A 25,786-nucleotide genomic window follows, 5' to 3' on the forward strand; every position below is an offset into this window, starting at 1 on the left:
GGGGCTTCCCCGATGACGTTCACCTTTCAGGCCGCCTGTACCGGCCGTACTGGCCGTACTGCCCGTGTCGTGACCGGGGCCGCCCTCGCCGCCGCGCTCAGCATGGCTTCCGTCCAGGGGGCCGCCGCCGTGAGCGTGGCCCAGCCGGGCGGCCCCGTCGCGCACAGCCCCTATCAGCCAGCCGATGACGGCTGGGAGAAGGACGGCCTGCGGCTGAACTCCGCGGACAACAGGGCCGTTGACGACTTCATCGACCAGGCCAAGCGGGCCGAGAAGGAGATCAGCCCGCAGATCAAAGCGGCCGCCGCGTGGAGCGGCGCCGAGCTGACCGGCTTCGACAAGCGCCTCAAGACGCCGGACTCGCTGAAGCGCAAGGTCGCCACCTGGCTGACGGCGGATCCCCACCAGAGCGTGCACGAGGCACTTGACGACATCAATGACTCGGTCCGCTATACCTTCCAGTGGCCGGACGAGCGGTACACCGAGGGCGTACGGACCGCGGCAGCCACCCTCTCCGGCTGGCGGCATGAGAACATCCGGTGGCGTAACACCTGGAAGAACCGGACCAGTTACAAGGCCATCAACTCCGCTTGGCGCGATCCCAAGCTGGCGCACAAGTACGAGGTGCAGTTCCACACCCCGGCCAGCCACAAGGCCACCGTGGACACCCATCCGCTCTACGAGGAGCAGCGGCTGCCCAGCACCCCGCCGGAGCGAGTGGCGGAGCTGCGGGAAGAGCAGGGCCGTATCTTCGCCGCCGTCCCGGTACCCGAGGGCGCCGACGACCTCGGCCCGCCGGAGCCCCGCCGACCGGCCCGAGTGCCCACACCCGCCGCCTGGGCCATCATGACGGGATGGACCTCTATGACGTGATCGTGCTCGGCGCGGGACCGCCAGGGGAGAACCTGGCCGACCGGGCCCGCGCCGCCGGACTGTCCGTGGCCATCGTGGAGAGCGAGCTGGCCGGCGGCGAGTGTTCCTACTGGGCCTGTATGCCCAGTAAGGCGCTGCTGCGGCCGGTCACCGCGCTGACCGAGGCCCGCCAGGTCGCCGGTGCCCGGGAGGCGGTCACCGGGGAGGTCGACGCGGCGGCGGTGCTGGCCCGGCGCGATGAGTTCGCCGCGCACTGGGACGACGAGGGGCAGCTGCGCTGGATCTCTTCCACCGGCGCCGACTTCGTACGCGGCCACGCCCGGATCGACGGTCCGTACCGGGTGATCGTCGAGACCCCGGAGGGCGTCCAGCGGCTGCTGACCGCCCGGCACGCGGTGGCCGTATGCACCGGCAGCCGGGCGGCGCTGCCCGAGCTGCCGGGCCTGGACCGTACCCAGCCCTGGACCAGTCGGCAGGGCACCGCCGCCCAGCGGGTCCCCGCCCGGCTGGCGGTGGTGGGCGGCGGCCCGGTCGGTGTGGAGCTGGCCACCGCCTGGCAGTCCCTCGGCTCGGCGGTGACCCTGCTGCTGCGCGGCGACCGGCTGCTGCCCCGGATGGAGCCCTTCGTCGGTGAGCTGGTCCGGGAAGGGCTGACGGCAGCCGGGGTGGAGGTCAGGAGGGGAGTCTCCGTGGCCGAGGTGCGGCGTGCGACACCGGAGGGCCCGGTGACGCTGCGGCTGTCCGGCCGGACGGCGGGGACAGGGGCGCAGGGGGCGGAGCTGATCGCGGACGAGGTGCTCTTCGCGACCGGCCGGGCACCGCGCACCGACGACATCGGACTGGAGACCATCGGCCTGGAACCGGGCAGCTGGCTGACGGTCGACGACACCTGCCGGGTGACCGGCGTGAACGGCGGCTGGCTCTACGCGGTCGGCGACGTCAACCACCGTGCGCTGCTGACCCACCAGGGTAAGTACCAGGCCCGGATCGCGGGTGCGGCCATCGTCGCCCGTGCCCAGGGTGTGCCGCTGCTGGAGACCGACCGCTGGGGCGCCCATGTGGCGACGGCGGACATCGTGGCCGTGCCCCAGGTGGTCTTCGGCATTCCGGAGGCCGCCGCGGTCGGGCTGACCAATGAGGAGGCACAGCGCCAGGGCATCCGGTCCCGCCCGGTCGACGTCGAGCTGGGCCAGGTGGCGGGCGCCGGGCTGTACGGCGACGACTACCGGGGACAGGCCCGGATGGTTGTCGACCTGGACCGGGAGGTGCTGGTCGGCGCCGCCTTCGTGGGGCCCGGGGTCAGCGAGCTGCTGCATTCGGCGACCGTGACGGTGGCCGGTGAGGTGCCGGTCGAACGGCTCTGGCACGCGGTTCCCGCCTTCCCGACGATCAGCGAGATCTGGCTGCGGCTGCTGGAGGCGTACCGGGGGTGAAGACCTGGGGCTATCCGCTGGCGGCTGACGAGTGGCCGCGCAGCGCGGCGCCGTTGACCTGGATCACCTGCGCCGTGATGTGCCCGGCCGAGTGCGAACCCAGCCAGTGCAGGGTCTCCGCCACATCGCCCGGCCCACCACCATCCGCCTCGCCACCCGCCTCGCCGTCCGTCTCCCTGGGGCCCGGCGATACGAGGTTGACGGTGATGCCCCGGTGGCTCAATTGCCGTGCCAGGCCGAAGGCATACGGGTGCAGTGCGGCCTTGCTCGCCGCGTAGGCGCCTGATCCGGTTGAGCTGAGGAAGAGCACCCGGCCGCCCGGGGAGGCGAGCCGGTCGCGCAGTGCCTCGGTGAGGAGTACGGCCGTAAGGGTGTTGAGCTGGAAGTTCACCGTCCAGTCGTGTGCGGCCACCGAGACCGGATCCCGGTCGGGGCCCTGCTCGGCGAGGCCGCCGGGCTCCGGCTCGGTGGTGTGCACCAGGACGTCCACCGCGCCGAGCTCATCCGCGATAAACCGGGCGGCATCCCGGGTGCCCTCGACCGTCGCCAGATTGGCTGCGAGGGGCACCGCGCCAGGGACCTCGCCGGTCGTCCGCTCCAGCGGCTCGGTGCGCCGCCCGATGAGCAGCACCTGGTCGCCGTCGGCCACGAAGCATCGGGCTGTGGCCAGGCCGATGTCTGTGCCGCCGCCGCTGATCACTACCGTGCGTGTCATAGCGGGAGCGTAACCCTGGCCGGGGGCGATACCCCGGCACCCCGGCCCTCCCCGTTTCGGGGCAGGCCCCCGGCTGTGCCGATGCGCGGCTCCACCGCGCGGCGGGGTTCCGCCCCGGGGTGCCGGGTTTACCCCGGGGTGCCGGGTTTACCCCGGGTGCAGGCCGGTGGCCGGTGTTGTGCCCACCCTCCCCCAGACTTCGTCTGGGAGGTGCCCCCACGCCTTGCGGAACGACTGCCCACAACACTTGGGTTACCTGGGGTATCCACAGGTTGTGCAGAGCTCTTGACGTAGCCACGTGGCGTTGTCACATTCGTCAGTGTCAAGTTACCCGCGACGGGACGGATGGCCATGTCTTCAGCTGCCCAAGGTGCCCAAGCCGCCCAAGCCGCCTCAGCCGATCTCCAGGGCTTCCGGGAGGTGCAGCGGCTCAGCTATGAGTGCGCGGAGGCGGTCGCCGCCCAGCTGGCACCGGGCGTAACCGAGCGCGAGGCCGCGCGCATGCAGCGCGAGTATCTGCGCGAGCGCGGCGTACGGGACTGGTTTCACCTGCCGTTCGCCTGGTTCGGCGACCGCACCGCCTTCACCGGCTTCAAGATCCCGCTGCAGTTCTTCCCCACCAATCGGCGGCTGGAGCCGGGCATGCCGTTCATCCTCGATATGGCCCCGGTCTACCGGGGCTATACCGCGGACATCGGATACTCCGGCTGCCTCGGCCTCAACCCGGTGCACAACCGGCTGCTCGCCGACCTGGAGGCGCACCGTGAGCTGATCCTGCGCGAGGTGCGCGAGCGCCGCTCGCTGCGTGAGATCTACGAGGACGTCGAGCGGCTGATGACACGGCAGGGCTACGCCAACCGGCACCGCGCGTATCCCTTCGGCGTCATCGCGCACAAGGTGGACCGGGTCAAGCCCCGCCGCTGGTCACCCACGCTCTTCGGCTTTGGCACCCAGTCGCTGAAGGGCCTGGCCAGCGACGCCCTGCACGGTCACCGGGAAGGCTGGTCCCCGCTGTGGAGCCCGTACAAGTTCTCCGACCATCCACCGCAGCCCGGCCTGTGGGCGGTCGAGCCCCATCTCGGCTTCCGGGGCACCGGCGCCAAGTTCGAGGAGATCCTGGTCGTCACCGACTCCAAGGATCCCGGGGAAAGCGCCTTCTGGCTGGACGACGATCTGCCGCATGTGCGGCGCTGGCAGGAGGAGAAGGCCGCATGAGCACGGAACTCAAGGGTGCGCGGGAGCGCTGGGTTCGGACCCCGGAAGGTATTGAGCTGTGCGTCGCCGAGATGGGCGACACTACGCAGCCGACGGTGGTGCTGGTGCACGGCTACCCGGACTCCAAGGAGGTCTGGTCGCAGGTCGCTCAGCGCCTGGCGGACCGCTTCCATGTCGTGCTGTACGACGTACGCGGCTGTGGCCGCTCCTCCGCGCCCAAGCCCCTGCGCGGCGGCTTCACGCTGGAGAAGCTGACCGATGACTTCCTGGCGGTCGCCGACGCCGTCTCCCCGGACCAGCCGGTACATCTGGTGGGGCACGACTGGGGCTCCGTGCAGGCCTGGGAGTTCGTCACGGTCAAGCGCACCGAGGGCCGTATCGCCTCCTTCACCTCCATGTCCGGGCCGTCCCTCGACCACTTCGGGCACTGGCTCAGGAAGCGGATGGTGCGCCCCACCCCACGCCGGGTGGGCCAGCTGCTCGGCCAGGGCGCCAAGTCCTGGTACGTCTATCTGCTGCACACCCCGGTACTGCCCGAGCTGGCCTGGAAGGGCCCGCTCGGCAAGCACTGGCCGAAGCTCCTGCGGCGAGTGGAGAAGGTCCCCGCGGACAACAACTATCCCACCGCGTCACTGCCCACCGACGCCGCGCACGGCGCCTGGCTGTACCGGGACAATGTGCGTGCCCGGCTCTTCCGCCCCCGTGCCGACGCCTACGCCCACGCGCCGGTACAGCTGATCACCCCGACCGGGGATATGTTCCTCTCCCCGAAGCTCTACGACGAGCTGGAGCTGTGGACACCCCAGCTCACCCGCCGCACGCTGCCCGCCAAACACTGGGTGCCGCGTACCCGCCCGGACCAGCTGGCCTCCTGGATCCATGAGTTCATCACGGCCACCGACTGGCGGGCAGGCACGGGCCCGGCCCGTGAGACGCTGGCCACCGGCGCTTACGCGGACCGGTTCGGCGGTCAGCTGGTGCTGGTCACCGGGGCCGCCAGCGGCATAGGGCGGGCGACCGCCTTCTCCTTCGCCGAAGCGGGGGCGCGCATCATCGCCGTCGACCGGGACGCCGAGGGCGCGGCCCGTACGGCCGATATGGCGCGGCTGATCGGCGCCCCCGACGCGTGGGGCGAGGCCGTCGATGTCACCGATGAGCAGGCCATGGAGAAGCTGGCCGACAAGGTCGCCGCCGAGTACGGGGTGCTGGACGTGCTGGTAAACAATGCCGGAATCGGGCTCTCCGGGTCTTTCCTCGACACCACGGCGGAGGACTGGAGGAAAGTCCTCGATGTCAATCTGTGGGGCGTCATCCACGGCTGCCGCCTCTTCGGCAAGCAGATGGCCGAGCGCGGCCAGGGCGGCCATATCGTCAACACCGCCTCGGCCGCCGCCTATCAGCCCTCCCGCGATCTGCCCGCCTACAGCACCTCCAAGGCCGCCGTGCTGATGCTCAGCGAGTGTCTGCGCGCCGAGCTGGCCGGACAGGGCATCGGTGTCTCCGCGATCTGCCCCGGCTTCGTCAATACGAACATCACCGCCACCGCACGGTTCACGGGCGTCAACCAGCAGGAGGAGAAGCGCCGCCAGGCCAAGGCCTCCCGCCTCTACGGAATGCGGAACTACCCGCCGGAGAAGGTCGCCGACGCGGTACTGCGCGCCGTCGTCCGCAACCAGGCGGTCGTCCCGGTCACCCCGGAGGCTCGCGGGGCCCACCTGCTGTCACGCTTCTCACCGCGCGCGCTGCGGGCGATAGCCCGCGTCAAACCACCGGTATAGGGCGGGCCGCCCGCGTTGCGACGCAGGAGGAGAAACACTCCATGAGGGACGACCACTACACCATCACGCCCCGCCGGGTCTCTTTCGACTGGCGGCGGACCCCACTGCACTGGATACCGGACGAGCCCACCGCCACCCATGTCGTCAACGTCCTCCATCTGCTTCTCCCCGCAGGGGAGCGGTGGTTCGTCAAGGTGTTCAAAGAGGCCCTGCCTCTCGTCCGTGACGAGGAGCTGATGAAGGACGTCAAGGGCTTCATGGGCCAGGAGGCCACCCACAGCGTCCAGCACTCCTATGTACTGGACCTCTTGGCGGCGCAGCGGCTGGACACCCGGCCGTATACCCAGCACATCGACTTCCTCTTCGAGAAGCTGCTGGGCGAGACCCCGCCCTTCAGCGTGCCTGTGCCGCCCAGGGAGTGGCTGCGCTTCCGGCTCTCACTGATCGCGGCCATCGAGCAGTTCACGGCCGTGCTGGGCAACTGGGTGCTGCACGCCGAGGGCCTGGACCGGGCGGACTCGGACGAGGTCATGCTCGATCTGCTGCGCTGGCATGGCGCCGAGGAGGTTGAGCACCGGCATGTCGCTTTCGATATGTACGAGCACTGCGGCGGCGATGGTCTGGCCCGCTATGCCCGCCGGATCGAGGGCATGGTGGTCACCGCCCCCATCCTCCTGTGGCTCTGGATCTGGGGAGCGTCCTACCTGATCCGCCACGATCCCCAACTGGCGGGCCGACTACGCTACTCACTGCGTGAGCACAACAAAGCAGTGGCCAAGGGCCTGCTGCCCACCTGGGGCGAGCTGTTCACGGCGATACCGCGCTACTTCCGCCGCTCCTACCACCCCTCGCAAGAAGGCTCGCTGCGCAAAGCCGTCGAGTATCTGGCGACCTCCCCAGCGGCCCGCGCCGCCGCGGGCGCCATCACCCGCAAGGCTGTGTGAACCCATGACCGAACCCACGACCGCCGCCGAGTACCGCGCCGAACACCGCGCCGAGTACCGCATTGAGGATCTGGCGCACCACAGCGGTGCCACGGTCCGTACGATCCGCGCCTACCAGGACCGCGGACTGCTGCCCAAGCCACAGCGCCGCGGCCGGGCCAATGTCTACGACGACACCCATCTGTCCCGGCTGCGCCAGATCGCGGATCTCCTGGATCGCGGCTACACCCTGGCCAGCATCAAGGAGCTCCTGGAAGCCTGGGACAACGGCCGTGGCCTGGGCGGGGTGCTGGGCCTGGTCGCCGAGGTCGACGGCCCCTGGACCGATGAGTCCCCGGACCGCGTCACCCGCGCCGACCTGGACGCCAGCTTCGGCGGCGAGCACAACGACGAAGCGGTCGCCGAGGCGGTGGCGCTGGGTGTGCTCGTCCCCGTCCCCGACCGCCCGGACGAGTTTCTGGTACCGAGCCCCCAGGAGCTGGCGGTAGCCGCCGAGCTCTACGCGGCCGGGGTGCCGTTGCTCGCCGTCACCGAGCATCTGCGCGAACTGCGTACCCAGGTCGAGCACATCGCCGCCCGTTTTCTGGACTTCACCCAGGAGCATGTCTTCGCCCGCTATCTGGGCCACCTCCACACCGACACGGAAGCGGCCGAGGCGGCGGCTCTGGTCCGCCGGCTGCGCCCGCTCGCCCAGCAGACCGTCGACGCCGAACTGGCCCGCGCCATGCGCACCCTGGCCGCCCAGCACCTGCGCCACCATCTGCACGCCATCCCCCCGTCCCCGGCCCCGCGGCCGGTCCCCCTCCCGCCGGAGACGGTCCGCGCGGTCCGTGACCTGGTGGGCGAGGGCGATATCGCCGCCTTCATCACGGCCGCTACCGAACGGGAAGTACAGGCCCGCACCATGGACAAGCTCACCCAGCAGAGTTCTTCCCCCGAAACCAGCACCACCGCGGCAGGGAAGGCAGCCCCCAGCCGGAACCCATAAGGACCCAAACCCCTCTTCCCAGGCGTGAGGACCGACCTGCCGCCGCGAACGCCGACCACCGTGCTGCTGGGAGAGCGGGAGTTCACCCTGCGACGGTCCCCGAGCGCCACCCGTACCCCCGAGGCCAGAGCGGGGGGCTGGCAGGACTGGAAGCTCTTCGAGGGCGACGATGTGGTCGCCGAGCTGTGGGATATCGCCGCCCCTTACCCCGGCGCGGCGGCGACCCGGACCCTGCACGGTGATCTACGCGGCGAGGAGCTGACCGTCACCGCCCGGCAGTCGCTACGCGCCCGGCGCCGCTTCATCGAGTTCACCGCCGCCGGCCGGACCCTGCGCATCGAGGCCCGCCCCTTCGGCCGCCAGGTGTGGGTGCGCGACCGCGTGGACGACGACCGCGAAGTCATCATGCTGGCCCTGCTGCACGCCTCCGGCGCCGAACGCTACGTCCTCGCTTCACCGCTGTGGCCAGTGAGGACGCAGCGTTCGGCGCCGGACCGCTGAGCGGACCCTCAGGGCCGTCCCAGTTCGCGGGAGATACGGCCCAGTTGGTCCAGGCGCTGTTCCAGCGTGGGGTGGGAGGCGAACAGCCGGCTCATCGACTTGCCGGAGAAGGCCGGGGCGAAGAAGAAGGCGTTGAACGGTTCCGCCTGACGCAGATCGCGGGTGGGGATCTGGGACATCTGCCCGGTGATCTTGGTGAGGGCGGCAGCCAGGGCCGAGGGCTTGCCGGTGAGCAGCGCGCCGCCACGGTCGGCGGAGAGCTCACGGTAGCGGGAGAGCAGCCGGGTGAGCAGGAAGCTGATCACGTAGACGACGGCGCTGATCAGCGGGATGAGCAGTGCGAGGATCGCGGTCTGGTTGTTGTGACGGCCACTGCGCATCAGACCGCTCCACAGCGCCATCCGGGTGATCGTCCCGGCCAGGACGCCCAGGAAGGCGGCGAAGGTCATGACGGCCACATCACGGTGGGCGACATGGGAGAGCTCATGGGCGAGAACGCCCTCCAGCTCTTCCGGGTCCAGTCGGCGCAGCAGCCCCGTTGTGGCGCAGACCAGGGCCTTTTCCTGGCTGCGTCCGGTGGCGAAGGCATTGGGGACATCGGAGTTGGCGATCGCCACGCGGGGCTTGGGCATATCGGCCATCGCGCACAGCCGGTCGATGGCGGCGTGCAGCTCAGGCGCCTGCTCGCGGGTGACCTCGCGGGCGCCCATGCTGTAGGCGGCGATCCGGTCGCTGAACCAGAACTGCGCGATGAACAGGCCGCCGGTGAAGACCAGGATCAGCAGCCAGATGTCGGGGAACGCGGCCAGCAGCACACCCATGAAGACCACGTACAGCAGCCCGATGAGGAACATCGTGGTCACCATGCGGCTTGTGAGCCCGCGATCCCGTGCGTATCGGGTCCGTGCCATGCGTCTCGCCTCCTCTTTGGACTGTACCGCCTTGTCCTGTTTGGGTGGCGTCAGTGCCTCTGCGTCAGTACGTCTGCGGGAGCACGTCTACAGGCCGGGGGCTCCCCAGACCGGGAACCAGCGGCTCAGGTCCTGCTCGACCGGGAGGTCGTTCGCCAGCAGGCTCCGCATCTGCAGCTCCAGCGCGTTGTCCCGCTTCTCCCCGCCCCGGGGCTCGGGGGCGAAGGGGTAGAACGTACCGCGTTTGTAGAGATACACCAGGCCCAGCGAGCGGCCCCGGTCGTCCTGGAAGGCGATGAGGGAGCAGAGCAGCTGCGGGCCGAAGCCGCCCTCCTGAAGGAACGTATTGACCGCGTGCAGGTCATTGACCAGGGACGCGATGTCATCGGGGGTGTGCCGGGAGAGCACCCAGGTGTAGCCGTACTGGTCCCGGCTGAACTCCACGGAGTCGAGCAGCCCCCGCACATCCTGCTGGAGCCGGTCGAAGGCGCCGCCCTCGACACTGGCGAAGCAGACCGAGCCAAGCCCGGTGGGGGTGAAGCCGCCCCCCGTCTGCAGGGTGATGGCGGCCGATGGCAGGGCGAAGAGCCGGTCGAGGTCGGGGCGGACGGGCTTCTTACGGCCGAAGAGCGTGTCCAGAAACCCCATGGTCAGCTCCCCTGCTCCGTCAGTTGGCCCTGCTGTGTCAGTTGGGCCAGGCCGTCCAGGGCAATCTTCTCAAAGACCCGCTCATCGGCGTCGAAGACCGTGCCGGGCAGCGGCCAGTGCAGCACGATCTCGTCGATGCCCAGCTCGGCGTAGGCCCCCGCGATATCCACAAAGGCGCTGACCGAGTCCAGCGGCCGCTCCGGGTTGAAGCCGGTGAGCAGGATCTTCCGGAGCTCGGCGGGGTCGCGGCCCGCCGCCACGCAGGCCTGGCCCAGCCGGTCGATCTGGCGGCCGACCGCGGCGAGCGAGTCCGCCGGGTCGCCGCTCTCCCGGGCCTTCGGATCACCGGTGGTCACCCACGCCTGGCCATGCCGGGCGGCCAGCCGGAAACCACGTGGCCCGGTGGCGGCCACGGCGAAGGGGAGCCGGGGGCGCTGCGTACAGCCGGGGATGTTGCGTACTTCGTGTGCGGAGTAGAAGTCGCCCTCGAACGAGGTGACGTCCTGGGACAGCAGCCGGTCGAGCAGCGGCACGAACTCCCCGAAGCGGTCGGCCCGTTCCTTCGGTGTCCAGGCCTCCTGCCCCAGCGCTGTGGCGTCAAAGCCGGCGCCGCCCGCGCCGATGCCCAGCGTGATCCGGCCACCGGAGATATCGTCGAGAGACAGCAGCTCCTTGGCGAGGGTGACCGGATGCCGGAAGTTCGGGGAGGTCACCAGGGTGCCCAGGCGGATGTGCTCGGTCGTCGTCGCCGCGGCGGTCAGGGTCGGCAACGCGCCGAACCAGGGGCCGTCTCGGAAGGGGACGCGCCAGGAGAGGTGGTCGTAGGTGTACGCGGTGTGGAATCCCAGCTCCTCGGCCCGCTGCCAGCGGTCCCTGCCGCCCTCGGCCCAGCGCCGTACGGGGAGGATGACGGTACTCAGTCGCAACGAAGCCATGCGGTCGAGCGTAAGGGCTGTCACCGGCAAGCCGTGACAGCGAGCTCATTCGGGCACCTTTCCGCACGCCTGTGCGTGCGCATGAGCGAGGATGTGACCGTGACTGAAGCCCCCGCCGCGCCCCCCGTCCGCCGTAACCGTCGCAGCCATCGCGTCCGGCTGATCGCCACCGATCTTGACGGCACCCTCCTGCACGACGACAAGTCCGTCTCGGACCGTACGGTCGCGGCGCTGGCGGCTGCCGAGCAGGCCGGGATCGAGGTCTTCTTTGTCACCGGGCGCCCGGCCCGCTGGATGGATGTCGTCAGCGACCATGTGCACGGGCATGGGCTGGCGATCTGCGCCAACGGGGCGGCCGTCGTCGATCTGCACCAGGGGCGCCGGATCGTGAAGGTGCGGGAGCTGTCGCGGGAGGCCGCGCTGGCGGTGGTGGCCGCGTTGCGCCTGGCCACGCCCGGGGTCAGCTTCGCCGTCGAGCGGACGAGCGGCATTCACTACGAGCCGGAGTATCCGCCGCTCTTCGAGGATCCGGGGGCGGTTGTCGCACCGGTCGCCAAGCTGCTCGGGGAAGAGGGCTCGTATCCCGGTCAGCCGGTGCTCAAGCTGCTCGCCCACCATGGCGAGCTGGAGCCGGACGCGTTCCTCCGGCTGGCCCGGGAGGCCGCGGGGCAGCTCGCCGAGTTCACCCGCTCCAGCTCGACCGCGCTGCTGGAGATCAGCGGCTCCGGGGTGAGCAAGGCCAGCACCCTCGCCGGCTGCTGCGCGGAACGCGGCATCGCGCCGGAGGAGGTCATCGCCTTCGGCGATATGCCCAACGATCTCCAGATGCTGGACTGGGCGGGTACCTCCTACGCCATGGCCAACGCCCACCCGGATGTGCTGGCTGCGACCACGCACCGTACGGACTCCAACGAGGACGACGGCGTAGCAGCCATCATCGAGCATCTGCTGAGCGCCCCCTAGACCTGGCCTAGACCGGCACCTCCCAGACCACCGCTGTACCGCCACCGTGCTCGCCGATCCCCGGCCCCCAGCGGCTGCTGCCACCCAGCTCCTCGGCCCGCCGCCGCAGGTTCCTCAGCCCGGAGCGGCGACCACCCGCCGGAACCCCCACCCCGTCATCGGCGACCGTCAGCCGCACCGCGTCCCGGCCGTCCGCCAGGACCGCCGTGGCGTCGACGGTCACCTCGATACGGGACGCCTCAGCGTGCCGTATCGCGTTCGACAGCGCTTCCCGCACCGCCGCGACCAGATTCCGGGCCGTCAGCTCACTCACCCTCGCGTCCACCGGACCGGTGAAGGTCGCCGACGGCTGGAACCCCAGCGGCAGCGCCACCATGCCGATCTCCCGCAGCACCCGGGTGCGCAGTGACGAGGGCGCCTCCGCAGGACCCTGCTGCAGCGCGAAGATCGCGGTGCGGATTTCCTGGATGGTCGTATCCAGCTCCTCGACGGCCTTGCTGACGCCCTCCCGCACCTCCGGGATCATGGCCCGGCGCTGGGCGCCCTCCAGCAGCATGCCGGTGGCGAAGAGCCGCTGGATCACCAGATCGTGCAGATCGCGGGCGATCCGGTCGCGGTCCTCATAGACCGCCAGCCGCTCCCGGTCCCGCTGTGCCTCGGTCAGCACCAGCGCCAGCGCGGCCTGGGAGGCGAACTGCTGGGCGAGGGTGCGCTCCGTCGTGGTGAAGCGCGGGGCCCCGGGAGCCCTTGGCAGCGCGAGCGTGCCGAGCACCCGGCCGCCGCTGTTCAGCGGCAGCAGCATGCTCGGGCCGAAACGGGAGGCCACCTTGGTGGTCATCCGCGGATCGGTCGCCGAGTCATCGACGAACACCGGTTCGCCCGCGAGCAGATGGGCGGTCACCGGGCTGTCCGGCGGCACCCTGGTGCCGACCAGGCCCGCCGGATCCTCCCCTGCGGCCGCCGCGATCTCCAGCCCGCCCTCCTCGGTGGGCATCAGCACCACCCCGGCCGCCGCGTCCGCCAGCTGTCTGGCCTGTTCGGCGACGACCTCCAGCGCATCATGGCCGTCACCCTGGAGGAGTGAGGTGGTCAGCGCCGCGCTGCCGTTGATCCAGCGCGACCGCTGCCGCGCCGACTCATGCAGCCGGGCATGGCCAATGGCGATCCCCGCCTCGGTGGCGACCACCCGCACCATATGCAGATCACCCACGCTGAACGGGCCACCGTCCCGCTTGTCCGCCAGATAGAGACTGCCGAACGGCTCCCCCTGCACCCGGATGGGCACGCCCAGGAAGCTCCGCGTCGGCGGGTGACCCGCCGGGAAGCCGGCGAACCGTGGATCGGCCGCCACATCCGGCACCAGGACCGGCTCCCCTTCCCTGGCCACCGCACCGAGCAGCCCGGCCCAGCCATCGGGCGGCCGCCCGGTCCGCTCCCGCGTCGCTTCATCGATGCCGACGCCGACACCGACGCCGACGCCATGGGTGATGAACTCCGCCAGCTCCGTGCCATCGGGGCTGAGTACGCCGATCGCCGCACAGCCGGCGCCGGTGAGCTCGGCGGCGGTCTCGGCGATCCGGTCGAGGATCGTCCGCAGCCCGACATCGGTACCGATGGAGACCATCGCCTCCAGCAGCTGCGGCAGCCTGCGAGCGATCTCGGGAGACAGACCCTGCAGGCTCTGGGCAGCCCGCAGCGCCGCGAACGAGCCGGTCTCATGCCGCTCAGGGAAGGGAACCGCCATGAGCGCGAGCCTAAAGCCTCGGACGAAAACGCGAAAATACTCCTTTAGATCCCTTTACCCGACACTTATCAACTGCTCAGTTTCCCGCTCCCGGGCCAGCATCTCGCGCAGCGGCCCCTCGGCCGCCGCCAGCTCCCGATACGAGCCGCGCTGCACAACCCGGCCCGCATGGAGAACGATCACCTCGTCAACCGCCGCCAGCCCCGTCAGCCGGTGTGTGATCAGGACCGTCGTACGGCCCTCGGTGGCGGCGAGCAGATCCGCGGTGAGCGCATCGGCGGTAGGCGGATCCAGGTGCTCGGCGGGCTCGTCCAGCACCAGCACCGGGAAGTCGGCGAGCAGGGCCCGTGCGAGCGCGAGACGCTGCCGCTGACCGCCGGAGAGCTGGGCGCCATGCTCACCGACGAGGGTGTCCAGACCCTTGGGCAGGGTGTCCACCCAGGTGAGCAGCCGGGCGGCGGCGAGGGCATGGCGGAGCTCATCGTCGGTGGCGGTGGTCCGTGCCAGCCGGAGATTCTCGCGCAGGGTGCTGTCGAAAGTGTGGGCGTCCTGGGCGCACAGGCCAACGCTGCGCCGCACGGTGTCCCCGTCGAGCTCAGCGGCCGGGATTCCGCCGAGGGTGTACGTCCCCTCCGCCGCGTCCAGAAAGCGGAGCAGGGTCAGCGCGAGGGTCGTCTTCCCGGAGCCGGAGGGCCCGACGACGGCCACCCGGCGGCCCGGGGTGAGGTCGAGGTCCAGCCCCGCGAGGGCGGGGCGCGACTGCCCGGGGTGCCGTGCGGTGAGCCCCCGCACGGTGACCGGGAACGGCGAGGGGGGCGCGGGCCTGGGGTCGGCCGGCTCCTGAACGGGTACGGGGGCGTCCAGCACCTCGTACACCCGCTCCGCGCTACGGCGCACCCGTTGCCGGTGCTGTACGGCGAGCGGCAGACCGAGCACCGCCTCAAAGGCGGCCAGCGGCGTCAGCACGACGACCGCCAGCCATACCCCGGCGAGGCGCCCCTCATACACGGCCTGTGCGCCGAACCAGGCCGCGGCGGTCACCGTCAACCCGGTGGCCAGCGCGGTCAGTCCGCCCGCCAGCGCGGTAGCGGCGGACGACCGGGCGGCGATCCGGGTGAGCGCGGTGTCGGCTTCCCTGACCGCCGCCATCCGGGCGGGCAGCGCCCCGGCGACCGTCAACTCCCCGGTGCCGGTGAGCAGATCGACGGTACGGGTGGCCAGGGTGCCCCGTACGGGGGCGAGTTGCCGCTCGGCACGGTGGGCGAGGGCGGCGGTGAGCAGCGGCACCCCGACCCCGGCGACGGCCAGCCCGACGGCGAGCACGGCCCCGGCTTCGGGGAGCAGCCACCCGGTGAACGCGACGCTGCCGGCTCCGACAACGGCCGCCACGGTGGCGGGCAGCAGCCACCGCAGGAAGTAGTCCTGCATCGCGTCCACATCCCCGACGAGCCGCGCCAGCAGATCCCCCTTACGCGTCTCCTTCAACCCCGCCGGAGCGAGCCGCTCCAGCCGCCGGTAGACACTCACCCGCAGATCCGCGAGTACGCGCAGGACCGCGTCATGGGACACCAGCCGCTCGGCATACCGGAATACGGCCCGCCCGATCCCGAAGGCCCGGGTGGCCGTCACGGCCACCATCAGATACAGCACCGGCGGCTGCTCGGACGCCCGGGAAATCAGCCACCCCGAAACAGCCATCAGCCCCACAGCACTGCCCAACGCGAGCGCCCCCAGCCCAGCCGCCAGCCCAAACCGCCCCCGCACCCCGTACCCGGCCCCCCGCACCCGCCCAAGCAGCGAGGTTTTCCCCAGCCCCGCCCCTTCCCGAAACCGGGGGCTCCGCCCCCAGTCCCCAGTGTTGTGGGCAGTCGTTCCGCCAGGGGCGGAACGGGTGGGCACAACACGACCCGCACCCGACAACGAACCGGAGTCCGGGGCGGAGCCCCGGTTTTCGGGAAGGGCCGGGATCGGGGAACCCAACCGCACCACCCGGTCGGCCAGTGACAGCAGCGCCGGACGGTGCACAACCAGCAGCACCGTACGCCCACGCGCCAGCCGCGCAACGGCCTCGACGACCGCAGCCTCCGTCGCCCCGTCCAGCGCCGATGTCGGCTCGTCCAGCAGCAGGACGGGCCGGTCGGCGAGGAACGCCCGTGCCAGGGCGACCCGTTGACGCTGGCCCGCGGAGAGCCCGGTGCCGCCCTCACCGAGCACCGTGCCGGGCGCCAGCTCAGCCGCGCTGGCGTCCCGTAGCGCCGCCAGGACCTCCGTATCCGATGCGTCCGGGCGGGCCAGCCGCACATTGTCGGCGATCGTGCCCGCGAAGAGATACGGGTGCTGCGGGACCCAGGCGATCCGGTCGTGACCGGGCGCCTGGACACGGCCGGAGTCGGGGCGGACGAAGCCCAGAATGGCGTTCAGGAGCGTGGTCTTACCGGACCCGGAAGGACCGACGACGGCGACCGTCTCACCGGGGGAGACCGCCAGACTGGTCGCGGGGAGTGAGTCAATCTCCCGGCCCGGGTGGCGTACCACCAGCTCCTCGACGCTGATCCCCGTGCTGCGCACGGGCCGCGCGTCAGCGGCTGGCGGCGCGGTCTCCAGGACCGTAAAGACCTCCTCGGCCGCCGAGAGCCCTTCGGCGGCCGCGTGATACTGCGCCCCGACCTGCCGCAGCGGCAGATACGCCTCCGGGGCGAGGATCAGCACCACCAGCCCCGTATAGAGGTCAAGTTCGCCGTGCACCAGCCGCATTCCGATGCCGACCGCGACCAGCGCGACCGAGATCGTCGCAAGGAGCTCCAGCGCGAACGAGGAGAGAAAAGCGATCCGCAGCGTGCGCAGCGTGGCGCGGCGGTAGTCCGCGGTGATGGCGCGGATGTTCTCCGTCTGCGCCTTCGCCCGCCCGAAAACCTTGAGCGTCGGCAGCCCGCCGACGACATCCAGAAAGTGGTGCGAGAGCCGGGACAGCATCCGCCACTGCCGGTCCATATGGGTCTGGGTGGCCCAGCCGATGAGCACCATGAAGACCGGGATCAGCGGCAGTGTGACGACGATCGTCAGCGCCGCGATCCAGTCGGACCACAGGATCCGCGCGAGCACGGCCACCGGCACCACGACCGCCAGGCCGAGCTGGGGGAGATAGCGGGCGAAGTAGTCGTCCAGCGCGTCCACGCCCCGGGTGGCCAGCGTGGCCAGCTCGCCGGTGCGCTGACCGCTCAGCCACCCGGGCCCCAGCGCCGTGGCGTGCGCCAGCAACCGCGTACGGAGCTCGGACTTGACCGCCGCGCTGGAGCGGTGCGCGGCGAGCTCGGTCAGCCAGGAGACCAGCGCCCGGCCGAGGGAGACCAGGATGAGCGCCAGCAGCGGCGTACGGAGGTCCGCCGCCGACGCGCCCTGCTGAAAGGCCCGTACGACGACTTCGGCGATGAGCATCGCCTGGCCGATGACCAGGCCCGCACCGGCCAGCCCGAGCACCACCGTGGCGAGCAGAAACAGCCGGGTGGTGCGGGCGTACCGGAGCAGGCGCGGGTCGACGGGTCGCATACGGTCCTCGCGGCCTCAGTGGTGGACGGGTTCGGCGATGTGCTGGGTGCCGATGCGCTTGCGGAAGACCCAGTAGGTCCAGCCCTGGTAGAGCAGGACGACGGGCGTGGCGATGGCCGCGAGCCAGGTCATGATCTTCAGGGTGTACGGGCTGGAGGAGGTGTTGGTGACGGTCAGGCTCCACTCCGGGTCCAGCGAGGACGGCATGACGTCCGGGAAGAGCGCCAGGAAGAGCATCGCGACCGTGGCCGCGATGGTCACCCCGGAGAAGGCGAAGGACCAGCCTTCTCGCCCGGCCATATTCGCCCCGAGCGCCGCGACCAGCGCCAGCACGGCCACGGTCATCGCGGCGAAGCTCTTGGCGTCACCGCTGTGCGACTGGGTCCAGCTCAGGAAGACCAGCGTCAGCGCCGCCGTCACCAGCCCCAGCGTCGTGGCCAGCCTGCGCGCCCGGATACGGATGTCTCCGACCGTCTTGAGTGCCGTGAACACCGCGCCATGGAAGGTGAAGAGGGTGAGGGTGACGAGCCCGCCAAGAATCGCGTGGGTGTTCAGCAGGTCGAAGAAGCTCCCGGCGTACTCCTTGTCGGGGCCGATCCGCACCCCGTACACGATGTTGGCGAAGATGACGCCCCACAGGAAGGCGGGCAGCAGGGAGGTCCAGAAGATGGCGTGCTCCCAGTTCCGCTGCCAGTGCTCCTCGGGCCGCTTGGCGCGGTACTCGAAGGCGACACCGCGCACGATGAGGCAGACGAGGATGATCAGCAGCGGCAGATAGAAGCCGGAGAAGAGGGTGGCGTACCAGTCGGGGAACGCGGCGAAGGTGGCGCCGCCGGCCGTCAGCAGCCACACCTCGTTGCCGTCCCAGACCGGCCCGATCGTGTTGATCAGGACCCGGCGCTCGCTCCGGTCGCGGGCGAGCACCTTGGTGAGGACGCCGACGCCGAAGTCAAAGCCCTCCAGGAAGAAGTAGCCGGTCCACAGGACGGCGATGAGGACGAACCAGATGTTGTGGAGTTCCATCACTCGCTCCTCAGCGGCTCAGTACGAGAAGGCCATGGGCCGGTCGGGGTCTGTGTCGTCGCCGCCGATCCTGGTGGGCGGGTTGAGGTCGGCCTCCGTCAGTTCGGGCGGTCCGGCCTTGACGTACTTCACGAGCAGCTTGACCTCGATCACGGCGAGCGCCGCGTAGAGCAGGGTGTAGACGGTCATCGAGGTGATCACTTCGCCCTGCGAGACGCTGGGCGATACGGCGGAGGAGGTGGGCAGCACCCCGTAGACCACCCAGGGCTGGCGGCCCATCTCGGTGAAGATCCAGCCCCAGGAGCTGGCGATGAGCGGAAAGCCAAGGGTGAGCACGGCGGCCCGCCAGTACCAGGTGGTCAGCTTGGGGCCGAGCTCCCCGTCCTTGGTGAGGGCGAGCCGTGGCACCTCGTCCTCACCGGTACGCAGCCGCTCGCTGAGCCAGCGCCTCTTACGGGTCAGCCAGAGTCCGATGACGCCGAGCCCGAAGGAAACCATGCCGAAGCCGATCATCCAGCGGAAGGACCAGTAGGCGACGGGGATATTGGGCCGGTAGTCGCCCGGTCCGTACTTCTCCTGCATCGCCTCGTTGGTGTCATTGATGCCGGGGACCGGATCGGAGAAGTTGTCGTGCGCGAGGAAGGAGAGCACGCCGGGGACCTCGATGGCGACCCTGTTGTGTCCCCTGTCGACATCACCGATGGCGAAGAGGGAGAAGGGGGCCGGGCCCTCGGTGTCCCACAGCGCCTCGGCGGCGGCCATCTTCATCGGCTGCTGGTCGTACATGATCTTGGCGAGCCGGTCGCCGCTGACGACCACGAGCAGTCCGGAGACGACCATGGTTACCAGCCCGAGGCGGAGCGAGGTCCGCATCACCGGTATGTGCTTCCTGCGGAGCAGGTGGTAGGCGGCGATGCCGACCATAAAGGCGGCGCCGGTGAGGAAGGCGGCGGTGATGGTGTGGAAGAACTGCGCCACCGCGGTGTTCTGGGTGAGGACCTGCCAGAAGTCGGTGAGCTCAGCCCGCCCGGCCTCCTCATTGATGCGGTAGCCGACCGGGTGCTGCATCCAGGAGTTGGCCGCCAGGATGAAGTACGCCGACAGGACCGTGCCGATCGCGACCATCCAGATGCAGGCGAGATGGATCTTCTGCGGCAGCTTGTCCCAGCCGAAGATCCACAGGCCGATGAAGGTGGACTCGAAGAAGAAGGCGATCAGCGCCTCGAAGGCGAGCGGAGCGCCGAAGACATCACCGACAAAGCGGGAGTAATCTGACCAGTTCATGCCGAACTGGAACTCCTGCAGGATGCCGGTGACGACACCCATCGCGATGTTGATCAGGAACAGCTTGCCCCAGAACTTGGTGGCCCTGAGGTACTTCTCCTTGTTGGTACGCACCCAGGCGGCCTGGAGGCCCGCGACGAGCGCGGCCAGCGAGATCGTCAGGGGAACGAAGAGGAAGTGGTAGACGGTCGTGATGCCGAACTGCCATCGCGCCAGGGTCTCCGGCGCCAGCGCGATTTCCACGTCGCTCCTCCGATTTTGTGAATGCGTTCACAATCACAAGCCATTATGACGCACCTCTGTTCGGGATCTTTGCGGGGGTACCCCCTTCACAGATTCGTCAACAAAATGTTGAATCGCGCCTATGGAGATTCGCATCATCTGGCCCGCCGGCCAGCTCACCGCACAACTCGACGACACCCCGACCAGCCGAGCGCTGCTTGACGCGCTCCCTATCGAGTCCTCGGCGAACACCTGGGGCGAAGAGGTCTACTTCGACACCCGGCTCACCCCGGTGCTGGAAAACAGCGCCCGCCAGGTCGTGGACCCCGGCACGGTCGCCTTCTGGACCGACGGGGACGCGCTGGCGCTGCCGTATGGCCCGACCCCGATTTCGCGCGGGGACGAGTGCCGTCTCGCCAGCCCGTGCAATGTGCTGGGCCGGGTGGACGGCGACCCCCGCGTCCTGGCGACCGTACGCAGCGGCGACCCCATTCGCGTAGAGGCCACGTAGCCCCTCCTCAACGGCACCCTCGCCCCGGGCTTCGGCCTCCCCTAGCCCTGGCGGGCTGGGAACCCCGTCCGTCAGTGGTGGCTGAGCCCCGCAGTCGGCGAAGGAATCCCCCTAACCCGACCCCTTCCCGGCTGTACCGTTTCGCGGCTCCGCCGCGTGGGCGGCTACCGCCCCCAGACCCCTCCACGTGTTGTGGGCACTCGCAGCCCCGCGAGGGGCTGTGGGTGGGCACAACACCGGCCACCGGCCCGGCACCGGACCAACCCCGGGGCCCCGGGGCGCGAGCCCCGGTTTCCGGGAAGGGGCGGGATAGGGGAAAACCCACCCACAGCACCCGCAGCCGGGCGCAAGCCCCGCCCCGCGGCGGAGCCGCATACCGGCACAGCCGGGAAGGTGGGGGCACCTCCTGGGCCGCACCTCGCACCCCCGCAGCCAGGAGGGACCACCCCGCGAGCCCGAGCCAAAGCGCGGGACCCAGGGGCAGCGCCCCAGGCCAGCCCCCACCGGCCGGCTACAGCTCCTTGCGGAAGGCCTCCGCCACCCGCAGGAAGATGTCATTCGCCGCAACCTCCCCAATCGTCACCCGCACCCCCTCCCCCGGAAAGGGCCGCACCACGGCCCCCGCCCGCTCCGCGGCCGCCGCGAAGTCGACCGTACGGTCCCCCAGCCGCAGCCAGACGAAGTTGGCCTGAGTCTCGGGGACCGTCCACCCCTGTGCGACCAGCTCACGGAAGACCCGGGACCGCTCGGCGACCAGCGCGTCCACCCGCTCCAGCAGCGCCGCCTCGCTGCGCAGCGAGGCGACCGCGGCATCCTGGGCGACCTGGCTCACCCCGAAGGGGACGGCCGTCTTACGCAGCGCCGCCGCGACCGGCTCATGCGCGATGGCAAAGCCGACCCGCAGCCCGGCCAGGCCGTAGGCCTTGGAGAAGGTGCGCAGCACACAGACGTTCGGACGGTCCCGGTAGAGCTCGATACCGTCCGGGACGCGCTCATCGCGGACGAACTCGCGGTAGGCCTCATCCAGCACGACCAGTACATCGCTCGGCACCCGGTCCAGGAAGCGCTCCAGCTCAGGGCGGCGAATGGCGGCACCGGTGGGGTTGTTCGGGCTGCAGACGAAGATCAGCCGGGTGCGCTCGGTGACCGCGTCCGCCATCGCGTCGAGGTCATGCTCCTCGGTTCCGGTCAGCGGCACCCGTACCGAGGCCGCCCCGGAGATCTGGGTGATGATCGGATATGCCTCAAAGGAGCGCCAGGCGTAGATCACCTCATCGCCCGGACCGGCCGTCGACTGCAACAGCTGCTGTGCCACCCCAACCGAGCCCGTCCCCGTCGCCAGATGCTCGACGGGAACCTCGAAACGATCTGCCAGCTCGGCCATCAGGCCCGTACAGGCCATATCCGGGTAGCGGTTGAAAGACCCGGCCGCGGCGACGGCGGACTCCAGCACACCGGGGAGCGGCGGATAGGGGTTCTCGTTGGAGGACAGCTTGTAGGCGACGGGACCATCCGCAGCCGCGGGCCTGCCGGGCTTGTAGGTCGGGATTCCATCGAGCGCCGCACGCAGCTTGGGGGTCTTGTCAGTCACCGCAGTCCTCCTTGAGCTCGCCATTACTGCTCACCTTAAGAGGAATCACCGGGTGCGGCGTACTGCCAATCCAGAACGGCGCTCGTGAAGATCCGCGCGCCAGTGGCGAACGCCGTGGCGCGCATCGCTCATGAAGGTGAGTTGAGACCTCATCGCAACAGCCATGGATGCATGGGAGCAAGCGCGCATATGACACCGGGGGCCTATAATCATGCCCCCAACTATCCTATTTTCCAAGGCAGTTAATGCTTTACGATCTTGCAGAAACGTACCTCTTCTCCACCGCCTCCACAGTCCCGCCTACGAGTCACCTCAGCCCTACTATCGGCTCGCCATGACAGCAGTAGGGAAGCACCAGGTGACCCGATCCACCAGCCGTCGACTGGGGCGTGCAGGCATCCGTGATGTCGCCGCAGCCGCCGGCGTGTCGATCACAACCGTCTCCGACGCACTCAACGGCAAGGGCCGGCTACCGGACGCCACCCGCCGCCACGTCCGCGAGGTCGCCGACCGGCTCGGCTACCGTCCCTCCGCCGCCGCCCGCACACTCCGCACCGGAAAGTCCGGACTGATCGGACTCACGGTCACCACGTACGGCGAAGAACCGTTCACCTTCACCGAGTTCGCTTATTTCGCGGAGATGGTGCGCGCCGCCACATCCGCCGCGCTGGCCCGGGGATACGCCCTGGTGATCCTGCCCGCCCCGGCCCGGCACAGCGCCATCGACGTCTGGTCCAATGTCGCCCTCGACGGCACCGTCGTCATCGACCCCTCGGACCACGACCCGGTCGTCACCGAGCTCGTCCGGCAGGGCATCCCGGTCGTCTCCGACGGCCGCCCAGGTGGCACCCTCCCGGTCACCGCATGGGTCGACAACGACCACGAGGCCGCCGTAACCGGCCTCCTGGATCACCTTGCCGAGTCCGGCGCCCGCCGTATCGGACTGCTCACCGGCACCAGCACCGACACCTATACGCGGCTGTCCACCACCGCCTATTTCGACTGGTGCGACCGGGTCGGCCAGGAGCCGGTCTATGAGTCCTACCCCGCCCATGACCCGTGCGCGGGCGCCATCGCCGCCGACCGGCTGCTCGCCCGGCCCGACCGACCCGACGCCGTCTACGGCCTGTTCGACCCCAACGGGACCGATCTGCTGGCCGCCGCCCGCCGCTATGGACTGCGGGTGCCCGAGGATCTGCTCCTCGTCTGCTGCAGCGAATCCACCGTCTACGCCACCACCGAACCACCGATCACCACGCTCTCCCTGAAACCGGGGCGCATCGGCACGGCCGTCATCCAGCTGCTCATCGACGCCATCGAAGGCGTCGACCACGGCCGTTCCGCTCAGCAGGTGATGCCGACCGATCTGATCGTGCGCACCTCATCCCAGCGACGCCACCCACGCCGCACCACCGTCAGCGCACCACGCGCACCCGCCGTGGACTGACGCCCCCACACCTCGCCCCTGTCCCACAACATCTCCCAGCGTCTTCAGATACCTGCTGGCACCTGGCGAAGACCCGGAGAATTCAGGAGAAATTCACGGCGCTCGCCCTGTCCGGCCCAATTGCCACCCCCCAGGTGCGTCACAAGCCCCGACCGGCATTCCTATGATGGGCGAACGGCACCAAGACCGGCTTCCGACCAGGGCTACTCCGGCAGGTGCACAGCGGCGCGTATTGGTGGAGGGGTCGATGACTCAGGGGGCCGGTCAGGGACCCAATGTGTGGCAGCACGCGGGCGTGGGAAGCGCCACTGGTCTGCCACACTCAAACGACACATATACCCCGACCCAGCGGGACCTGCCTGTGATCGGTAGTGGCACCGACCCCAACCGGACCCCCACCCTGGTGGACGTCCCCTCCCCAGCCGCGGCCATGCCCGGGGTGGGCGAAGGGCCTCTCTATGTCGTCGGCGATGTGCATGGATACCTCGATGAGCTGCGAGCCGCGCTGCTCAACGCGGGACTGATCGACACCGAGGACCACTGGGCCGCGGGCAACGCCCGGCTCTGGTTCCTCGGCGACTTCACCGACCGCGGCCCCGACGGCATCGGCGTTGTCGATCTCGTAATGCAGCTCTCCGCCGAGGCCGCGGCCGCCGGCGGCTACTGCAAGGCGCTGATGGGCAACCATGAGCTGCTGCTGATCGGCGCCAAGCGCTTCGGCGACACGCCGGTCGACTCCGGCGCGGGCACCGCCTCCTTCCAGGCCGCCTGGCTGCTCAACGGCGGCCAGCGCACCGATATGGAACGGCTCCAGGAGCACCACATCCAGTGGATGTCCCGGCTGGACGCCATGACCCTGGCCGACGGCCACCTGCTGGTGCACTCCGACACCACCGCGTATCTGGATTACGGCGACAGCATCACCGCCGTCAATGACGCCATCACCCAGGCGCTGGAGCGGCGCGACCCGAACGAGACCTGGGAACTCTTCCGCAAGTTCACCAAGCGCTTCGCCTTCCGTGATGAGGGTGCAGGACCGCAGGCGGTCCGCGAACTCCTGGATATGTACGGTGGCGAGCGGATCGTGCACGGACACAGCCCGATCCCCTATCTGCTCGGGGAAGTCGGCTCGGAAGACGGCGAGGACACCGTGCAGGTACACGGTCCGCATATCTACGCCGACCAACTCGCGATCGCCCTGGACGGCGGTGTGACCATGGCCGGAAAGCTACTTGTGGCCCAGCTGCCACTGCCTGCATGACACACCGATTCCGGCGAGGCCCGCTTGACGGACCACGTGAACGGGCAGTTGTACGAATAGAGACCCCACACAGCGGCTGACCCGCTGGGGGCAATTTCGGAAACACCCTGTCACCCTGTGCCGGAAGCGCTCTAACATCGGTGCTGCCCGTAAGCGAGCTTCTCCTCCGTATCTTCCAACCGCCGTCCGGCTACCACCCCTGAAGGAGGGGCTACGCCCCGCCCCACCGGATCGCCGGCAGTCGGCTGGCAGTCCGGCCCTACGGAGCATCGGGGGATGCACATGAACAGCGCTCCGCATCTGCGGCTTGAGGACCGGCCCGAATTCGAGCGAGCTCTCGACGAGGCGCTACGAACCGCACCTGACCGGCCCGAGCTGAAGGCCGTCGGAAAGCGGCTCAACACCGAGCAGTTGCGCACCATGGCGCTGAGCGCCTCCGCCGCCATCGCGGCCTGCGCCGCCACCGAATACCAGCACTTCGTACGGCTCCGGGAGGAGCTTCGCCAGCCCGCGCACGCCCCCTCGACGATGAGTCCGCCGGACTCCGGGACACGCGGCGGCGGAGGCGGAGTCGGTCTGGGCCTGGGCGGCGGCATGGGCGAGACGGGCGGCGCGGGACTGTTCGCCATCATCTCGGTGCTGGCACCGGTGCTCGCCGGAACGGCGGCGGCGATCTTCCTGATCGTCGGCTATGTGCTGCACATGGTGACCCCCGAGCCGTCAATCGCCGCACCGATGCGCAATGTGGGCTGGGTCTTCGCCGCACTGGCCGCCGCCAGCATTCTGATCGCCAGCGTCGGGCTGCTGCTCACCGCCGTGCGCAATGGATCGAATTCGATACAGGCCGGACCGGGCAACGGGCAGGGACAACTGGCCGATGAAGTGGCGCTCGCCCGGTCGGCCTGGCGGCAGGCGCTGCTGGAGCGCGGTATCCGGCCCTTCCTGCGGGAGGCACTGGCCGACCCGGACGGCTCCCCGGCCTCGCCCAGCTCGTATGTGCCCATCCCCAGAGAGAACCAGCCCGGCCGCACCCCGCGCCTGGGCTACTCACACCCCGGCTTCTCCAGCCCCGCGGACGACGGCCCCGAACAGACCAGCACCCGCCCACGCTTCTCCAGCCCCGACTTCTCCAGCCCGGACTACGGCGGCCCGGACCACAAACCGGAGTGAGCGGCGGACTCGCTCAACTGTCCAGCGGAATATCCTATTCCAGGCACATCGAGTGAACTTCCGTTTTCCGTCTGAGCAGACGG

Annotated in this window: 21 protein-coding genes; 12 read left to right on the forward strand and 9 right to left on the reverse strand. The window is 69.9% G+C overall.

Annotation, left to right across the window (positions count from 1 at the left end):
- The first annotated feature begins 12 nt into the window (after positions 1 to 12).
- Together test1122_RS12715 and test1122_RS12720 are read left to right on the forward strand one after the other, a co-directional pair.
- On the forward strand, positions 13 to 873 hold the full coding sequence (locus test1122_RS12715) for an ATP nucleotide 3'-pyrophosphokinase (RefSeq protein WP_232269280.1): 861 nt from the start codon (positions 13 to 15) through the stop codon (positions 871 to 873).
- A complete protein-coding gene (locus tag test1122_RS12720) occupies positions 855 to 2,306 on the forward strand; it encodes a dihydrolipoyl dehydrogenase family protein (protein ID WP_232269281.1) in 1,452 nt (483 codons plus the stop codon). The genes test1122_RS12715 and test1122_RS12720 overlap by 19 nt, the downstream gene beginning before the upstream one ends.
- A gap of 10 nt (positions 2,307 to 2,316) precedes the next feature.
- Here the strand turns inward: test1122_RS12720 and test1122_RS12725 are convergent, their stop codons facing one another.
- Positions 2,317 to 3,021 carry an SDR family NAD(P)-dependent oxidoreductase gene (locus test1122_RS12725; RefSeq protein ID WP_232269282.1) on the reverse strand — a complete coding sequence of 235 codons (705 nt, stop codon included), beginning with the start codon at positions 3,019 to 3,021 and terminating at the stop codon, positions 2,317 to 2,319.
- Positions 3,022 to 3,372: 351 nt separating this feature from the next.
- Between test1122_RS12725 and test1122_RS12730 the strand changes: the two genes are divergently transcribed.
- The 5 genes from test1122_RS12730 to test1122_RS12750 are packed head-to-tail and all read left to right on the forward strand — an operon-like array spanning position 3,373 to position 8,447.
- Complete coding sequence (locus tag test1122_RS12730) at positions 3,373 to 4,236, forward strand: M24 family metallopeptidase (RefSeq protein WP_232269283.1); 864 nt, start codon at positions 3,373 to 3,375, stop codon at positions 4,234 to 4,236.
- Positions 4,233 to 6,014, forward strand: a complete 1,782-nt coding sequence (locus tag test1122_RS12735) for an SDR family oxidoreductase (RefSeq protein ID WP_232269284.1) — start codon at positions 4,233 to 4,235, stop codon at positions 6,012 to 6,014. Before test1122_RS12730 ends, test1122_RS12735 begins: the two co-directional genes overlap by 4 nt.
- A 41-nt stretch (positions 6,015 to 6,055) precedes the next feature.
- Positions 6,056 to 6,958 (forward strand): metal-dependent hydrolase, encoded by a 903-nt coding sequence (locus tag test1122_RS12740; protein WP_232269285.1) that lies wholly within the window; start codon positions 6,056 to 6,058, stop codon positions 6,956 to 6,958.
- A 4-nt stretch (positions 6,959 to 6,962) separates the two neighbouring features.
- Positions 6,963 to 7,946 carry a MerR family transcriptional regulator gene (locus test1122_RS12745; protein WP_232269286.1) on the forward strand — a complete coding sequence of 328 codons (984 nt, stop codon included), beginning with the start codon at positions 6,963 to 6,965 and terminating at the stop codon, positions 7,944 to 7,946.
- A gap of 24 nt (positions 7,947 to 7,970) precedes the next feature.
- Entirely contained in the window at positions 7,971 to 8,447 is a 477-nt protein-coding gene (locus test1122_RS12750; protein WP_232269287.1) for a hypothetical protein, read from the forward strand.
- An 8-nt stretch (positions 8,448 to 8,455) separates the two neighbouring features.
- On the opposite strand, the gene htpX is transcribed toward test1122_RS12750, so the two are convergent.
- From htpX to test1122_RS12765, 3 genes are all read right to left on the reverse strand, one after another.
- Positions 8,456 to 9,358 carry a zinc metalloprotease HtpX gene (gene htpX / locus test1122_RS12755; RefSeq protein ID WP_232269288.1) on the reverse strand — a complete coding sequence of 301 codons (903 nt, stop codon included), beginning with the start codon at positions 9,356 to 9,358 and terminating at the stop codon, positions 8,456 to 8,458.
- Between the two features lie 87 nt (positions 9,359 to 9,445).
- On the reverse strand, positions 9,446 to 10,006 hold the full coding sequence (gene pspAB, locus test1122_RS12760) for a PspA-associated protein PspAB (RefSeq protein WP_232269289.1): 561 nt from the start codon (positions 10,004 to 10,006) through the stop codon (positions 9,446 to 9,448).
- Between the two features lie 2 nt (positions 10,007 to 10,008).
- The gene (locus test1122_RS12765; protein ID WP_232269290.1) at positions 10,009 to 10,941 is read right to left on the reverse strand and encodes an LLM class flavin-dependent oxidoreductase; all 933 of its coding nucleotides are present in this window, start codon (positions 10,939 to 10,941) and stop codon (positions 10,009 to 10,011) included.
- A gap of 99 nt (positions 10,942 to 11,040) precedes the next feature.
- On the opposite strand from test1122_RS12765, the gene test1122_RS12770 reads away from it, so the two are divergent.
- A complete protein-coding gene (locus tag test1122_RS12770) occupies positions 11,041 to 11,904 on the forward strand; it encodes a Cof-type HAD-IIB family hydrolase (protein ID WP_232269291.1) in 864 nt (287 codons plus the stop codon).
- 7 nt (positions 11,905 to 11,911) lie between these two features.
- Here test1122_RS12770 and test1122_RS12775 read toward each other — a convergent pair whose 3' ends face one another.
- The 4 genes from test1122_RS12775 to test1122_RS12790 are packed head-to-tail and all read right to left on the reverse strand — an operon-like array spanning position 11,912 to position 19,744.
- Positions 11,912 to 13,648 (reverse strand): sensor histidine kinase, encoded by a 1,737-nt coding sequence (locus tag test1122_RS12775; protein WP_232269292.1) that lies wholly within the window; start codon positions 13,646 to 13,648, stop codon positions 11,912 to 11,914.
- 54 nt (positions 13,649 to 13,702) lie between these two features.
- Positions 13,703 to 17,194, reverse strand: a complete 3,492-nt coding sequence (cydD, locus tag test1122_RS12780; protein ID WP_232269293.1) for a thiol reductant ABC exporter subunit CydD — start codon at positions 17,192 to 17,194, stop codon at positions 13,703 to 13,705.
- A gap of 15 nt (positions 17,195 to 17,209) precedes the next feature.
- Positions 17,210 to 18,217 carry a cytochrome d ubiquinol oxidase subunit II gene (cydB, locus tag test1122_RS12785; RefSeq protein WP_232269294.1) on the reverse strand — a complete coding sequence of 336 codons (1,008 nt, stop codon included), beginning with the start codon at positions 18,215 to 18,217 and terminating at the stop codon, positions 17,210 to 17,212.
- An 18-nt stretch (positions 18,218 to 18,235) separates the two neighbouring features.
- A complete protein-coding gene (locus test1122_RS12790; protein WP_232269295.1) occupies positions 18,236 to 19,744 on the reverse strand; it encodes a cytochrome ubiquinol oxidase subunit I in 1,509 nt (502 codons plus the stop codon).
- Between the two features lie 121 nt (positions 19,745 to 19,865).
- Between test1122_RS12790 and test1122_RS12795 the strand changes: the two genes are divergently transcribed.
- A complete protein-coding gene (locus test1122_RS12795) occupies positions 19,866 to 20,234 on the forward strand; it encodes a cyclophilin-like fold protein (protein WP_232269296.1) in 369 nt (122 codons plus the stop codon).
- Positions 20,235 to 20,745: 511 nt separating this feature from the next.
- Here the strand turns inward: test1122_RS12795 and hisC are convergent.
- The gene (gene hisC, locus test1122_RS12800) at positions 20,746 to 21,825 is read right to left on the reverse strand and encodes a histidinol-phosphate transaminase (RefSeq protein WP_232269297.1); all 1,080 of its coding nucleotides are present in this window, start codon (positions 21,823 to 21,825) and stop codon (positions 20,746 to 20,748) included.
- Positions 21,826 to 22,159: 334 nt separating this feature from the next.
- Here hisC and test1122_RS12805 point away from each other — a divergent pair, with 334 nt between their 5' ends.
- The 3 genes from test1122_RS12805 (at position 22,160) to test1122_RS12815 (ending at position 25,703) form a co-directional block, all read left to right on the forward strand.
- The gene (locus tag test1122_RS12805; RefSeq protein ID WP_232269298.1) at positions 22,160 to 23,272 is read left to right on the forward strand and encodes a LacI family DNA-binding transcriptional regulator; all 1,113 of its coding nucleotides are present in this window, start codon (positions 22,160 to 22,162) and stop codon (positions 23,270 to 23,272) included.
- Positions 23,273 to 23,504: 232 nt separating this feature from the next.
- On the forward strand, positions 23,505 to 24,533 hold the full coding sequence (locus test1122_RS12810) for a metallophosphoesterase (RefSeq protein ID WP_232269299.1): 1,029 nt from the start codon (positions 23,505 to 23,507) through the stop codon (positions 24,531 to 24,533).
- Between the two features lie 276 nt (positions 24,534 to 24,809).
- Positions 24,810 to 25,703 carry a hypothetical protein gene (locus test1122_RS12815; protein ID WP_232269300.1) on the forward strand — a complete coding sequence of 298 codons (894 nt, stop codon included), beginning with the start codon at positions 24,810 to 24,812 and terminating at the stop codon, positions 25,701 to 25,703.
- Positions 25,704 to 25,786: the final 83 nt, after the last annotated feature.

It is taken from the genome of Streptomyces gobiensis, from assembly GCF_021216675.1.
In the GTDB taxonomy this organism is placed as follows: Bacteria; Actinomycetota; Actinomycetes; order Streptomycetales; family Streptomycetaceae; genus Streptomyces; species Streptomyces gobiensis.

Excerpts from the sequence above, each read along its gene's own strand:
- test1122_RS12815 (WP_232269300.1), top strand. The coding sequence starts at position 24,810 with ATGCACATGAACAGCGCTCCGCATCTGCGGCTTGAGGACCGGCCCGAA.
- test1122_RS12715 (WP_232269280.1), top strand. The coding sequence starts at position 13 with ATGACGTTCACCTTTCAGGCCGCCTGTACCGGCCGTACTGGCCGTACT.
- test1122_RS12740 (WP_232269285.1), top strand. The coding sequence starts at position 6,056 with ATGAGGGACGACCACTACACCATCACGCCCCGCCGGGTCTCTTTCGAC.
- test1122_RS12745 (WP_232269286.1), top strand. The coding sequence starts at position 6,963 with ATGACCGAACCCACGACCGCCGCCGAGTACCGCGCCGAACACCGCGCC.
- test1122_RS12725 (WP_232269282.1), bottom strand. The coding sequence starts at position 3,021 with ATGACACGCACGGTAGTGATCAGCGGCGGCGGCACAGACATCGGCCTG.
- test1122_RS12730 (WP_232269283.1), top strand. The coding sequence starts at position 3,373 with ATGTCTTCAGCTGCCCAAGGTGCCCAAGCCGCCCAAGCCGCCTCAGCC.
- test1122_RS12735 (WP_232269284.1), top strand. The coding sequence starts at position 4,233 with ATGAGCACGGAACTCAAGGGTGCGCGGGAGCGCTGGGTTCGGACCCCG.
- test1122_RS12805 (WP_232269298.1), top strand. The coding sequence starts at position 22,160 with ATGACAGCAGTAGGGAAGCACCAGGTGACCCGATCCACCAGCCGTCGA.
- cydB (WP_232269294.1), bottom strand. The coding sequence starts at position 18,217 with ATGGAACTCCACAACATCTGGTTCGTCCTCATCGCCGTCCTGTGGACC.
- pspAB (WP_232269289.1), bottom strand. The coding sequence starts at position 10,006 with ATGGGGTTTCTGGACACGCTCTTCGGCCGTAAGAAGCCCGTCCGCCCC.
- htpX (WP_232269288.1), bottom strand. The coding sequence starts at position 9,358 with ATGGCACGGACCCGATACGCACGGGATCGCGGGCTCACAAGCCGCATG.
- test1122_RS12765 (WP_232269290.1), bottom strand. The coding sequence starts at position 10,941 with ATGGCTTCGTTGCGACTGAGTACCGTCATCCTCCCCGTACGGCGCTGG.
- test1122_RS12795 (WP_232269296.1), top strand. The coding sequence starts at position 19,866 with ATGGAGATTCGCATCATCTGGCCCGCCGGCCAGCTCACCGCACAACTC.
- test1122_RS12775 (WP_232269292.1), bottom strand. The coding sequence starts at position 13,648 with ATGGCGGTTCCCTTCCCTGAGCGGCATGAGACCGGCTCGTTCGCGGCG.
- cydD (WP_232269293.1), bottom strand. The coding sequence starts at position 17,194 with ATGCGACCCGTCGACCCGCGCCTGCTCCGGTACGCCCGCACCACCCGG.
- test1122_RS12720 (WP_232269281.1), top strand. The coding sequence starts at position 855 with ATGGACCTCTATGACGTGATCGTGCTCGGCGCGGGACCGCCAGGGGAG.